We start from the raw sequence: 14369 nt of genomic DNA, 5'->3' as shown, positions 1-14369 counted from the left end.
TAAATCCCTTTGTTTATTGGGATTAAAAACTAAATTAAAACAATGAGTTTATCAACTTTAAGTATCAAAAGACCTGTATTAACTATAGTAATGAACCTTTCCATTGTGTTATTTGGAATAATTGGGTATAGTTTTTTGGGAGTCCGGGAATTTCCTTCTATTGATCCTGCGCAAATTTCGATTCGAACCAATTATGCCGGAGCAAATGCGGATATTATTGAGTCGCAAATTACCGAGCCTATAGAAAAAGCAATCAATTCTATTGAAGGAATTCGAAATATTACTTCGTCGAGTACCCAAGGAAACAGCAGCATAACCATTGAATTTAATTTAGGTAAGGATCTTGAAGCTGCCGCAAATGATGTCCGGGATAAAGTATCTCAGGCAGTACGAAATTTGCCAGAAGACATTGATTCCCCTCCAGTTGTCTCTAAAGCAGATGCCGATAGTCGTGCCATTATTTCGATGACAGTTCAAAGTGATTCCAGAAATTCCCTAGAATTAAGTGATTATGCTGAAAATGTTATTGCCCAAAGATTAGAAACAATCCCTGGAGTCAGTGGAGTTCAAATTTGGGGACAACAGAGATTTGCCATGCGTTTATGGATTGATCCTGTCAAATTAGCCGCTTACGGATGTTCCGTAGCCGAAGTTAGAGATGCCTTAAATCAACAAAATGTAGAACTCCCTTCTGGAAAAATAACGGGCGATAATACGGAATTAACAGTAAAAACAGCTGGAAATTTATCTACAGCCGAAGAGTTCAATAATATTATCATTCGTTCCGAAGGAGCAAAAACGGTTCTTTTTAGTGATATAGGTACAGCGGTTTTAGGACCTGAAAATCTGGAAACAAAAATGACGCAATCCGGTTTACCGTTAGTGGGTGTAGCTATAGTTCCGCTTCCTGGTGCAAATTATTTAGATATTTCAAAAGAATTCTACCTAGAATACGATAAATTAAAAAAGGATTTACCCAAAGATATTAAATTAAACATTGTTATTGACAGCACTATTTTTGTAAAAAAATCCGTTATTGAAGTGGCTGAAACCTTATTAATTTCTATCATTCTGGTAATTCTGATCATTTATTTATTCTTTAGAGATTGGGCTATTGCCATTAGACCCTTAATTGACATACCGGTTTCGCTAATTGCAACGTTCTTCATCATGTATCTTTTTGGTTTCTCGATAAATGTACTGACTTTATTAGCTATTGTTCTTGCTACAGGGCTGGTCGTTGATGATGGAATTGTTGTCACGGAAAATATTTTTAAGAAGGTCGAAGAAGGGATGTCTCCAATTGAGGCAGCTATAAAAGGCTCTAATGAGATCTTTTTTGCTGTAATCTCTATTTCAATAACTTTAGCAGCCGTATTTTTACCGGTAATTTTTCTGGAAGGATTTGTTGGGCGGCTATTTCGGGAGTTTGGCGTTGTCATAGGAGCCGCAGTATTAATTTCGGCTTTTGTCTCATTAACATTAACACCGATGTTAAATGCCTATTTGATGAAAGGCGGGGAACAAAAAAAATCAAAATTCTATATTTATTCGGAACCATTTTACCAAAGATTGAATAGTGGTTATGCCAGTGCATTAAGTACTTTTATGAAACGAAAATGGATCAGTTTTCCGATTCTTATAGCTTGTTTTGGACTAATATATGTATTTTTTAATTTATTGCAAAAAGAAACTGCTCCTTACGATGACCGTAGTGCTCTTGTCATGAGAATGACAACTCCTGAGGGTTCGTCCTACGAATACACGGACCGCTTTATGCAAGAATTATCACAATTAGTAGATGATTCTATTCCGGAAAAAGAGGTTGCTTTGGTAATTACATCACCGGGATGGGGTTCCTCCTCTGTAAATAGTGGAATGATTCGACTGGCACTCTCAGAAACAGGGGAACGAGAAAAATCTCAAAAGGAAATTGCAGAAAAATTAAACAGATTAACAAAAAAATATCCCGAAATTAAGACTTCAGTTATTGAGGAACCTACTATTGCAGTAAACAGACGTGGAGGTCTACCAATTGAATACATTATTCAGGCTCCTAATTTTGAACAATTGGAAAAAAAGATTCCTGAATTTATGGATGAGGCTGCCAAAAACCCTACGTTTTCGGTTACCGATGTTAACCTAAAATTTAACAAACCCGAAATCAATGTTACTATTGATCGGGAAAAAGCGAAAAGTTTAGGTATATCTGTTATGGATATTGCACAAACCTTACAACTTTCTTTGAGCGGACAGCGTTTTGGTTATTTTATGCGCAATGGAAAACAATATCAGGTCATTGGACAATTTGAACAAGAAGACCGATCCAAACCTTTGGATTTAACTGCTATGTATGTAAAAAATAGTAGTGGAGAATTAATCCAAATGGATAATGTTGTTAGTATTCAAGAACAGAGCAATCCGCCACAATTGTACCATAATAACCGATACATGTCAGCCACTGTAACTGCCGGATTAGCCCCGGGAAAAAGTATCAGTGATGGAATTGATGCCATGAATGAAATTAAAGCGAAAGTACTTGACGACACTTTTACCACTGATTTAGGGGGCGAATCCAGGGATTATGTAGAGAGTAGTTCTAATACCTCTTTTGCTTTTGGATTGGCTTTACTGTTAATATTTTTGATTCTGGCAGCACAATTTGAGAGTTTTATCGATCCTTTAATTATTATTTTGACAGTTCCAATGGCTGTTGCAGGTGCTTTATTCTCCCTTTGGTTGTTTGATCAGACGTGGAATATTTTCAGCCAAATTGGAACGGTAATGCTTATTGGATTAGTCACGAAGAATGGGATTTTGATAGTTGAGTTTGCCAATAAACTGAGAGAAGAAGGAAAACCAAAACTGGAGGCTATTTTAGAAGCTTCTGAATCCAGACTTCGTCCTATTTTAATGACTAGTTTAGCTATTTCATTGGGAGCTTTGCCTATTGCCTTATCTTTAGGAGAAGCATCTACCAGTAGAATTGGAATGGGAGTTGTCATTGTTGGCGGAACAATTTTCTCTTTAATTCTAACTTTATTTGTAATCCCTGCCATGTACTTAATGTGGTCTAAAGCTCGAAAACATTATCCTGAATTTGATCATATTGAAGAATATGAAAAAGAAGTTCAATAATTTGAACGGAGCTACAAATGACAAGGATTTATCTGTGACAAAAAAAAACAATTATGACAAACACTAAAATACTCTTTCGCAGTTTAATTTTAATTTTCTTTTGTATTTTAAATACCCAAGCACAAGAAGTGCTAACATTGGAAAGTGCCATAAAAATAGCATTGGAAAACAATTACGAAATAAAAATTGCAGCCAATAATTTAAAAATAGAAAAAACAAACGTGGCGATTGGAAACGCAGGAATGTTACCCATCGTAACAGCTTCTGTAGTGGACAATAACAGCGTTCAAAATAGTTCCCAAACCAGGCAAGACGGTGCAGAAACGGAATTAGACAATGCTAAAAATAACAGTTTGAGCTATGGTGTAGGTCTGGACTGGACCATTTTTGACGGATTCCGAATGTTTGCTCGAATGAACCAGCTCAAAGAGTTACAAAAACTTGGGGAAGCCCAATTAAAGCTGATCTTAATTACTAAAATTAGTGACGTAAATGCTGCATATTATGATTTAGTGCAACAGCAACAACAATTGGCCGCTCTGGATACGACAATTGTTATTTCAAATCAGAGACTAATTTTAGCACAAAACCGATTTACAATCGGAAAAGCATCTAAATTAGAGGTTTTGAATGCTCAGGTAGATTTAAATACAGACCAAGTCGCACTTTTAAGACAAAAAGAACTCTATGCTAACAGCAAAATCGTGCTGAATCAAATTATGGCTAGAGATCTTAAAATTAATTTTAAAGTAATCGATGTACTTGCAGTAGACCGACTGTTATTTCTTCCGGAACTTACTTTGCTGGCCGAAAAACAAAACCCACAATTAGAAGCTCAGATCATCAATAAAAGAGTAGCTGAATTGCAATTGAAGCAAATCAAAGCAGGACGTTATCCTACAATCAGAGTTAATACGGCCTATAACTTTTCAGAAAGTCAATCCAGTCTTGGTTTCGTCACACAATCGCAATCCAGAGGTTTTAATTATGGCTTTACAGCAACATTAAACCTGTTTGATGGATTTTCTCAAAATAGAAATGAAAAAATAGCGAAAATTCAAATTGAAAATTCCAAAATATCAATTCAGCAACAAAATTTGATCCTAAATGCTCAATTGGCAACCTCCTATCAAACCTATTTGACCAATTTAGAATTGATAACATTGGAAGAAAAAAATCAAGCAATAGCCCAACAGAATTTGACTATAACTTTAGATAAATTTCGCATTGGAACCATTACCACTCTAGAATTCAGAACCGCACAATTGAATTATGTTAATGCAAAAGTTCGCTATAGTAACGCCCAATTTCAAGGCAAATTATCTGAAATTGCACTTCGAGAATTGGCGGGAAATCTTATTTTTTAATTTGACAATAATTCACAATTTTGTTCTTTTTTCCATGGCTCAATTTTCGAATTTTAAAGGCAAAACGAATGGTAGTTTACGGTCAAAGATTTTGGTTCCTTATTTAGAACCAGAAAGTTCATTTTAGTTCATTTTAGTTTATTTTTGCAAATAAAAAATCTGAATGACTTCGTATAACCCTAAAGATTGGATTAGTTTTATTTTCCATTTAAGCAAAGCCGATACTTTTCGGAAATTGATACCAATGATGCTACTTATTGGTATTTATTCCGGTGTAATAGGGTATTTTGAAATTGAATATTGGCATTTGCCGGATAACAGTCCCGTAAAAAACATTTCAATAATGCACGGAATGTTGGGTTTTGTAATTTCATTATTATTAGCCTACCGAACCAATACAGCTTATGATCGCTGGTGGGAAGGAAGAAAATTATGGGGATCATTGGTAAATAACAGTCGTAATTTATCCATTAAATTGTCTGCAATGTTGCAGGACGAAAAAGATCGTAATTTCTTTCGCAAAATAATTCCCGGGTATGCCTCAATTTTACATAAACATTTAAACGACCGTGACACCAGCCTGCAACTTTTTGACGATCTGGATTTAGACATTGATCATCACAAACACAAGCCCAATCAGGTCGCAAAAATGATGTTTCAAAAAATCAATGATTTGTATGTTTCTAAAAAAATAACAGGCGACCAACTCTTGATTTTAAATGCTGAAGTTCATTCGTTTACTGATATTTGTGGTGCCTGTGAACGTATAAAAAACACTCCTATCCCCTATTCATACAGTGCTTTTATCAAAAAATTTATTTTTATTTATGTACTGACTTTGCCTTTTGGATACGTGTTCAGTTTGGGATATTATGTAATTCCGGTTGTGGTATTTATCTTTTATGTTTTAGCAAGTTTAGAGCTGATTGCCGAAGAAATTGAAGATCCTTTTGGCATGGATGCCAATGATCTGCCCACTAAAAAAATGGCGGAAAACATAAAAAAACACGTCGAAGAATTAATTTAAATATTCCATAAATAGCACTAAAATTTAAGTTATTTATTTTAAATTTAGACTTTCCCTTTTTTAAAGTTTAAATTTATGAATAGTAATCGTAACTTCATCACTCCGCCGCATTTATCAAACGAGAAATCGTTAAAAACATTAGTGGAGAACCGAACGGTTTACTCTTTGAACCATTGCGAACTAAATCTTTTTGAAACTTATGAATCATCGGCATTAGTCCCTCTAAAATTTAATGATTTTGTAGTGACCAGCATGCTCAGAGGTAAAAAAGTGATGCATCTTTTTGATGATCCGAGCTTTGTGTACTTACCAGGAGAAACAGTAGTGATTCCCTCAAATGTAGAAATGAAAATTGATTTCCCGGAGGCTACAAGAAAAAATCCAACACAGTGTTTGGCTTTGGCCATAGAACAAACTAAGATTATAGATACCTTACAGTTTTTGAACGAACGGTATCCTAAAGACGGAAACGACCAGTTTTGGCAATTAAACTACCAAAATTATTTTTTCTACAACAATGTAGAACTGGCAGCTACCATCAATAAATTAATCAAAGAATGCATGAGTACGTCTATTACTAAAGATGCTCTGGCTGATTTGACTTTACAGGAATTATTGATCCGAATAATACAAACCCAAACCGCAAAAGCTATGGATGATGGCTTATTTATTGACCAAAAAAATCCCATTACACAAGTGGTAGAATACATTCGATTGAATCTGAAAGAAAATTTCAGTATGAAACATTTAAGTGAAAAAGCCTGTATGAGTACCGCCTCGTTCTATCGGTTTTTCAAAAGAGAACTAGGAATGAGTCCGATTGAATTTGTGATTAGCGAAAAAATGAGATGTGCGAAACAATTGCTCAAAAACCCAACCATACAAATTAATGAAGTTTGTTATTTATCCGGGTTTGAAGATTGTAATTATTTCATTCGGTTATTTAAAAAACACGAAGGAATTACCCCCAAACAGTACCAATTATTATGCGTAAATTGATCATTCAATAAAGGTTACTGGCTCAAGTGATAGTTCTTCTTCAGGTGTAAAAATTCTGTATTCGACTCGGAATGTTTTTTTCAATGGTGTTTCTAATGAAAAACCTCCTACGCCAAATGCATCAATCACATCCAAAGTAAAATGGGCATGTTTCCAATATTCAAATAAATCCTTATCCACCCAAAACTCCGTATTCTCGATAGTTCCAATACATACGTCGCCCATGCGTTGATAAAAACCCCCTTTTTCAAAACATTGTGGCTGTGTTCCTTCGCAACAGCCCCCCGCTTGATAAAACATTAAATCGCCATGTTTTTCCTGTAAAATTTTGATTAATGCTATTGCTTTTTCTGTGGCATCGATTCGTTTTGTCATTATAAAATTATTTAATAAAATATCCGTTAAGTGATACTAAAATTTCAGTATCTTGCTAGAGCATTATTAACTTAAGAAAGTTACGTTTTTAACCTTAGTAAGCATTAATCTCTTAATGGTTCAAAGGATTTTTTTTCAGAACAAAAATTTCTAATTAATCATTGTGGCTCTTGGTGAAATTTATTTAAAGATAAAACCTGACAAATTATACAATCTGTCAGGTTTAAAATTAACCAATAATCAGAAGTTTATTAAAAGAAACCTAATTTATTTTTATCATAAGAAATCAGCATATTTTTTGTCTGACGGTAGTGTCCCAACATCATTTTATGATTTTCGCGACCAATTCCGGATTGTTTATAACCTCCAAAAGGAGCCCCTGCAGGATAGGAATGGTATTGATTAATCCAAACGCGACCTGCTTGAATCGCTCTAGGAACCTGATAAATTTCGTGTGCATCACGTGTCCAGAGTCCGGCTCCTAAGCCATACATCGTGTCATTTGCAATGGCAATCGCTTCTTCTGTTGTTTTAAAAGTAGTCACGGCTAAAACAGGTCCAAAGATTTCTTCCTGAAAAATACGCATTTTGTTGTGTCCTTTAAAAAGTGTTGGTTTGATATAATATCCTCCTTCAAGATCACCTTCTAATTTATTTTCTTCACCACCTATCAAAAGTTCTGCCCCTTCTTCTTTTCCTAATTTTATATAACTTAGGATTTTTTCTTTTTGAACTAATGAAGCTTGTGCTCCCATCATTGTAGTTCTGTCTAACGGATTTCCCAGTTTTATAGCTGCTGTTCTTTCAATTACTCGGGCGATAAATTTATCATAAATATCTTCATGCACTAATAATCTGGACGGACAAGTACAAATTTCACCGTTATTTAAAGCAAACATAACGGCACCTTCAATGGCTTTATCAAAAAAATCATCATCCGCATCTCCTACTGATTTCATAAAAATATTTGGTGATTTTCCTCCCAATTCCAAGGTTACAGGAATAATGTTTTCGGTGGCATATTGCATCACTAAACGCCCTGTTGTGGTTGATCCGGTAAAGGCTGCTTTAGAAACTTTTTTGTTGGTTACTAAAGCTCTTCCCAATTCAGCACCAAAGCCATTCACAATATTAATGACTCCCGGAGGAAGTAAATCGCCAATTAATTCCATCAGAACAAGAATCGAAATTGGTGTACTTTCAGCTGGTTTCAAAACTACAGTATTTCCTGCGGCCAATGCAGGAGCTAATTTCCAGATAGCCATTAAAATAGGGAAATTCCAAGGAATGATTTGGGCAATTACCCCTAAAGGTTCACTTAAAGCTATCGAAACGGTTTGCGAATCTAATTCAGTTATTGAACTTTCTTCTGCACGGATTACTCCGGCAAAATAACGAAAGTGATCAATTGCTAGGGGCATATCGGCCGCTAATGTTTCTCGAATGGCCTTCCCATTATCAATAGTTTCAACAATAGCAAGGTATTCCAGATTGTCTTCCATAACCTGAGCAATTTTATTCAATATATTGCTGCGTTCTGTAGCTGATGTTTTACCCCACGTCTGAAAAGCTTCATGAGCTTTGTTGACCGCCAAGTCTAAATCGTCCTTACTGGAATGTGCTGCTTGTGTAAATACTTTTCCGTCAATAGGAGAAACAACATCAAAGTACTCCCCTTTAATTGGTGCAACAAACTTTCCCCCAATATAATTATCATATTTTGCCTTAAATTCAGGTCTTTGTGCTACGTTATCCATATTGTTTTCTGTTTATATTTTATCAAATATAGTTACCTATTTCTCTTTAGAATAGCACAATTCATTCAAGTAATAGCATTAAATTTAAATATGTGTTTTTTTAACCTGATTTTATTATTTAATTCACATATAATTATATTTAAGATTCCTTTATCTGTATTTTTAATTCGTAGTCAATCCATATAAATGAGTTGTAAAAAACCAAAAAAATTGTTTCTTACTCCAAAGTGCAATCCTTATCTTTGCAGTCTCATTAAAATTAAAAGATGAAAATATCTTACAACTGGTTAAAACAATTTATTAAAATAGACTGGAAATCCGAGGAAACTGCAGCATTACTAACTGATTTAGGATTAGAAGTAGAAATTGTTGATAAATACCAATCCGTAAAAGGCGGATTAGAAGGCATTGTTGTGGGACACGTGCTTACGTGCATCCAACATCCGGATGCTGACCGATTAAAAATTACCACAGTCGATTTAGGAAATGGCGTTCCTGTACAGATTGTATGTGGTGCCACTAATGTTGCTGCAGGACAAAAAGTGCCGGTTGCTACTATTGGAACCACATTATATGACGCCTCGGGAATTGCTTTTATAATAAAAAAAGGAAAAATTCGCGGACAGGAAAGTCACGGAATGATTTGTGCAGAAGATGAACTAGGACTAGGCGATAGCCATGACGGAATTATGATACTGGACGATGCTTTAGCAGCAGGAACTCCTGCATCCACCGTTTTTAAAATTGAAAATGACGAAGTTTTCGAAATTGGATTGACACCCAATCGTGCTGATGCCATGAGCCATTTGGGAACTGCTCGGGATTTGAGAGCAGGAATGCTGCAAAGCGGTGTCAATGTAGAACTGATCACCCCTTCGGTAAGTAATTTTAGAGTAGATAAAAGAACCTTAAAAATTGATATTGATGTCAAAGAGTCTAAACTGGCTCCTAGATATTGTGGTGTAACCATTTCTGGTATAGAGGTAAAACCATCACCAGCTTGGTTGCAAAACCGATTGAAAGCTATTGGAATCAATCCTAAAAATAATATTGTAGATGTAACCAATTATGTTTTACATGAGCTGGGTCAACCACTTCATGCCTTTGATGCTGCAAAAATTAATGGAAAGATACTCGTACAAACACTTCCTGCCGGAACTAAATTCATTACTCTTGATGATGTAGAAAGAACCTTACACGAAGAAGATTTAATGATTTGTGATGAAAAAGGACCTTTATGTATTGCCGGTGTTTTTGGCGGAAAAAAATCAGGAGTAAGTGAACATACCAATTCTATTTTTCTGGAAAGTGCTTATTTTAATCCCGTAAGTATTCGTAAAACAGCGAAAAGACATCAATTGAATACGGATGCTTCCTTTCGATTTGAAAGAGGAATTGACCCAACTATTACCGCATACGCCCTAAAAAGAGCAGCTCTATTAATACAAGAAGTAGCAGGAGGCGAAATAACATCTGATGTTGTGGATATGTATCCAAAAAAATTGGAAGACTTTTCAGTGTTTTTAAATTTTAGTAAAGTCGCTAAAATAATTGGTCAGGAATTACCAAAAGATACGATCAAACAAATCTTAGCGTCATTAGAAATTAAAATCAATAGTGTTTCTGACGCAGGTTTAGGTTTAACCATTCCGGCTTACCGGGTTGATGTACAAAGAGAAATTGATGTAATTGAAGAAATATTAAGGGTTTATGGTTACAATAACATTAAATTTTCAAAAAAATTGAATGCTACTGTTTCTAATTCTCCCAGAAACGAAGACTATAAAATACAAAATCTGATTGCCACACAATTAAATTCTCAAGGATTTAATGAGATGATGGCTAATTCACTGACGACCGCTTCTTATGTAGCGCTGAGTGAAATACTTAAAGAAGAACACAACGTAACAATGCTAAATCCGTTAAGTGCTGATTTATCAACAATGCGACAATCCCTGTTATTCTCCGGATTAGAGGCTGTTTCCTATAATATTAATCGTAAAAATTCCGATTTAAAATTATTTGAATTTGGAAAATCATACCACAACTATCTTGCTGGTTATGAAGAGAAAAAACATTTGACTTTATTTCTTTCCGGAAACAGAAATCAAGAAAATTGGACTAACGCTCAAAAACCCTCTGATTTCTTTTTGTTTAAAGGCTATATCCACGGAATCCTTTCAAGATTAGGGATTCAAAAAACACAAAATTTACCTGTTACATCTGATATTTTTTCTGAAGGAATTGCAATTGGATGTCTCAAAGATACTTTGGTAGAATTTGGGGTGGTAAAAAAATCAATATTGAAGCATTTTGGAATCAAACAAGAAGTATTTTTTGCGGATTTTAATTGGGCTCTAATTTTAAAATTAATTTCTGCGAAAATAAAATATACCGAGATTCCAAAATATCCGGAAGTGCGCAGGGATTTGGCTTTGCTTATAGATCAAAACATAACTTATGAAAGTATTTATAACATTGCACGGCAGACAGAAAAAACACTTTTAAAAGATATTAATTTATTTGATGTATATCAAGGTCAAAACCTTCCTGAAGGAAAAAAATCATACGCATTAAGTTTTATCATTCAAGATAATTCTAAAACACTGACTGATGCACAAATTGACAAAATAATGAATAAACTACAACATCATTTTGAAACGGAGCTTGGAGCTGCTTTAAGATAGTTTTTTAAAAATAACGATACATTTTCATTCAACTTTATCAATTATCTTAGATGCATTCTAACATAATAATTAAAAGAGAAATCCCGGTTTTATCCTGGGATTTCATATAGACAAAAGAGCCCTGCTAATTAGCAAGGCTCTTTTTCATCTAACCAACAATTTAACCTCTATCTTAAAAACTATTGTTTAGGCAATACAACGGCATCAATCACATGAATAACACCGTTTGATTGATTCACATCAGCAATTGTAACTTTAGATTTTCCACCATTTTCATCCGTAATATATAAATCTTTTCCTTTCATCCAAGCAGTTAAAGTACCACCACTAACCGTTTTCATTGTAGCTTTCCCATTCCCCTTTTTAATAGCTTTTGCAATATCCATCGCATTCATTTTCCCTGCAACAACATGATATGTCAATATTGTTTGCAACATTTTTAAGTTTTCAGGCTTCAATAAAGTGTCAACGGTACCTTGTGGTAATTTATCAAATGCGGCATTTGTTGGAGCAAAAACAGTGAATGGTCCTTTACTTTGTAATGTTTCTACTAAACCAGCTGCTTTTACTGCAGCAACTAATGTAGTATGGTCTTTAGAGTTCACCGCATTTTCAACAATATTTTTAGTTGGATACATCGCTGCTCCTCCAACCATTACACTTTTTTGAGCGAAAGATGTAGCTCCAAATACTAATGTCATTAATGCAATTGATAAAAATTTTCTTGTTTTCATAAATTCTATTTTTTTTAAGTTATATAGTACCATTTACGCAGTAAAATTGCTTTTGGTTTTAAAAAAACACACTTATTTCACAAATTACTAGTAATCAATTATATATATAATATATTTTAATGCGTCTTTACTAATCTAAAAGATGCCAATGAGACCAGATTGCAGGAAGTGTCTTTTGTAGAACGAGTTACTTATGTAAATTAGTACTTGTGATGGGTTTATACAAGTAACATACTCCGTACAGCGGGAGGATCTTTTTTTTTGTGTTTAAGAATGTTTCACTTCTAAGAAAAAGTCAAATCGGAATTTGATTTTACACAAAAAAAGCCCCACATTACTGTGGAGCTTTCTATATTCAAAAAAATCAAGAAATTATTTTTTCTCTGATTTTTCCATTTTAGCTTTTAATGCTGCTAATACATCATTACTATCACCTAAAGTTGATGCCGAAGCATTGTTACTTGTAGATGCTGAAGATGATGTGTTTTCAGTAGCCGCTTTCACATTTTTCTCTTCTTCTTCACGGAAGATAGCAGTGTGAGAGGCAACCACTCTTTTGAATTCTTTGTTGAATTCGATTACTTTGAAATCAGCTGTTTCGCCTTTTTTCAATTTCTTTCCGTCTTCTTTTTCAAGGTGACGTGTAGGAATGAAAGCAACGATATCATCACCAAATTCTACAGTAGCTCCTTTGTCAACAATTTCAGAAATTTCACCGTTATGGATTGTTCCAACTGCAAATGAATCTTCATATTGATCCCAAGGATTAGCAGTAGTTTGTTTGTGACCTAAAGATAATTTACGGCCATCAACATCTAATTCTAATACTACTACATCTAATTTTTCACCAACATTTACAAATTCAGATGGATGTTTGATTTTCTTAGTCCAAGAGAGGTCTGAGATGTAAATCAATCCATCAATTCCTTCTTCTAGTTCTACGAAAATTCCAAAGTTTGTAAAGTTTCTAACGATACCTGAATGTTTAGAACCTACAGGATATTTAGCAGTGATATCAGTCCAAGGATCTTGAGACAATTGTTTGATACCTAATGACATTTTACGGTCATCTCTGTCTAATGTTAAGATAACTGCTTCAACAATATCTCCTACTTTTACGAAATCTTGAGCAGAACGTAAATGAGTAGACCAAGACATTTCAGAAACGTGGATTAAACCTTCAACACCTTCAGCCACTTCAATAAATGCACCGTAATCAGCGATTACAACTACTTTACCTTTTACTTTGTCTCCAATTGCTAATTTAGCATCTAGAGCATCCCAAGGGTGTGCGTTTAATTGTTTCAATCCTAATTGTATTCTTGTTTTTTCGTCATCGAAATCAAGGATTACAACGTTTAATTTTTGGTCTAATTCCAATACTTCAGATGGGTGGTTGATTCTTGACCAAGAAAGGTCAGTAATGTGAATCAATCCATCAACTCCACCTAAGTCAATAAAGACACCATAAGAAGTAATGTTTTTAACAACACCTTCTAATACTTGTCCTTTTTGCAATTGACCGATGATTTCTTTTTTCTGGATTTCGATATCCGCTTCAATAAGCGCTTTATGAGAAACAACAACATTTTTGAATTCGTGGTTAATTTTTACCACTTTGAATTCCATCATTTTGTTTACATATACATCGTAGTCTCTAATTGGTTTAACATCAATTTGAGATCCTGGTAAAAACGCTTCAATTCCGAAAACGTCAACGATCATACCACCTTTAGTTCTGCATTTTACAAAACCATTAACGATTTCTCCTGTTTCGTTAGCCGAAATAACTCTATCCCATGATTTGATAGTACGTGCTTTTCTGTGAGACAATACTAATTGACCTGTTTTATCCTCACGGATGTCAATTAATACTTCAACAGTATCACCTACTTTTAAACTTGGGTTATAACGGAATTCGTTCAATGAAATAACACCTTCCGATTTTGCGTTGATATCAACAATAACGTCTCTATCTGTAATTCTAACAACTGTTCCATCTACTACTTCTTCTTGATCCGTAGCGATAAATGTTTTTGAAACTAGTTCTTCAAATTCTAATAAGTTTTTTTGATCCACTGCATCAATACCTTCTTCAAAGTTGTGCCAGTTAAAATTTGCTAAAAACTCTTCTTGTGATTTTACTTGTTCAGACATGCTGATTGAAAATTTGTATTCTGTATTCTCTCGAGTTTCTTAATGTGCTAGAAAACAACAGAAGTTGTTTGTATAATTGTGTAATACCTGAAGGAAACTCTTATTCACCAAAAGGACTGCAAAAGTAA

Annotated in this window: 9 protein-coding genes; 5 read left to right on the top strand and 4 right to left on the bottom strand. The window is 34.4% G+C overall.

The window, feature by feature from the left end; genetic code table 11:
* The first annotated feature begins 42 nt into the window (after positions 1-42).
* The 4 genes from EKM02_RS00130 (at position 43) to EKM02_RS00115 (ending at position 6531) form a co-directional block, all read left to right on the top strand.
* Positions 43-3138: an efflux RND transporter permease subunit gene (locus EKM02_RS00130; protein ID WP_126451459.1), complete on the top strand. Its 3096-nt coding sequence runs from the start codon at positions 43-45 to the stop codon at positions 3136-3138.
* Positions 3139-3191: 53 nt separating this feature from the next.
* Positions 3192-4505 carry a TolC family protein gene (locus EKM02_RS00125; protein WP_126451458.1) on the top strand — a complete coding sequence of 438 codons (1314 nt, stop codon included), beginning with the start codon at positions 3192-3194 and terminating at the stop codon, positions 4503-4505.
* 163 nt (positions 4506-4668) lie between these two features.
* Entirely contained in the window at positions 4669-5532 is an 864-nt protein-coding gene (locus tag EKM02_RS00120; protein ID WP_126451457.1) for a bestrophin family protein, read from the top strand.
* Positions 5533-5607: 75 nt separating this feature from the next.
* Positions 5608-6531, top strand: coding sequence for an AraC family transcriptional regulator (locus EKM02_RS00115; protein ID WP_126451456.1), 924 nt, complete (start codon positions 5608-5610; stop codon positions 6529-6531).
* Here EKM02_RS00115 and EKM02_RS00110 read toward each other — a convergent pair whose 3' ends face one another.
* Together EKM02_RS00110 and EKM02_RS00105 are read right to left on the bottom strand one after the other, a co-directional pair.
* On the bottom strand, positions 6532-6906 hold the full coding sequence (locus EKM02_RS00110; protein WP_126451455.1) for a DUF779 domain-containing protein: 375 nt from the start codon (positions 6904-6906) through the stop codon (positions 6532-6534).
* A 251-nt stretch (positions 6907-7157) separates the two neighbouring features.
* Positions 7158-8663 carry an aldehyde dehydrogenase family protein gene (locus tag EKM02_RS00105; RefSeq protein WP_126451454.1) on the bottom strand — a complete coding sequence of 502 codons (1506 nt, stop codon included), beginning with the start codon at positions 8661-8663 and terminating at the stop codon, positions 7158-7160.
* 266 nt (positions 8664-8929) lie between these two features.
* Here EKM02_RS00105 and pheT point away from each other — a divergent pair, with 266 nt between their 5' ends.
* Positions 8930-11350 carry a phenylalanine--tRNA ligase subunit beta gene (pheT, locus tag EKM02_RS00100; protein WP_126451453.1) on the top strand — a complete coding sequence of 807 codons (2421 nt, stop codon included), beginning with the start codon at positions 8930-8932 and terminating at the stop codon, positions 11348-11350.
* A 179-nt stretch (positions 11351-11529) separates the two neighbouring features.
* Here pheT and EKM02_RS00095 read toward each other — a convergent pair whose 3' ends face one another.
* The gene (locus EKM02_RS00095; protein ID WP_126451452.1) at positions 11530-12084 is read right to left on the bottom strand and encodes a fasciclin domain-containing protein; all 555 of its coding nucleotides are present in this window, start codon (positions 12082-12084) and stop codon (positions 11530-11532) included.
* A gap of 372 nt (positions 12085-12456) precedes the next feature.
* Positions 12457-14241 carry a 30S ribosomal protein S1 gene (gene rpsA / locus EKM02_RS00090; protein ID WP_126451451.1) on the bottom strand — a complete coding sequence of 595 codons (1785 nt, stop codon included), beginning with the start codon at positions 14239-14241 and terminating at the stop codon, positions 12457-12459.
* Between the last annotated feature and the right edge of the window lie 128 nt (positions 14242-14369).

Source organism: Flavobacterium sp. RSP49 (genome assembly GCF_003968735.1).
Lineage (GTDB): Bacteria > Bacteroidota > Bacteroidia > Flavobacteriales > Flavobacteriaceae > Flavobacterium.
This window is presented reverse-complemented; position numbering and strand designations above follow the sequence as displayed.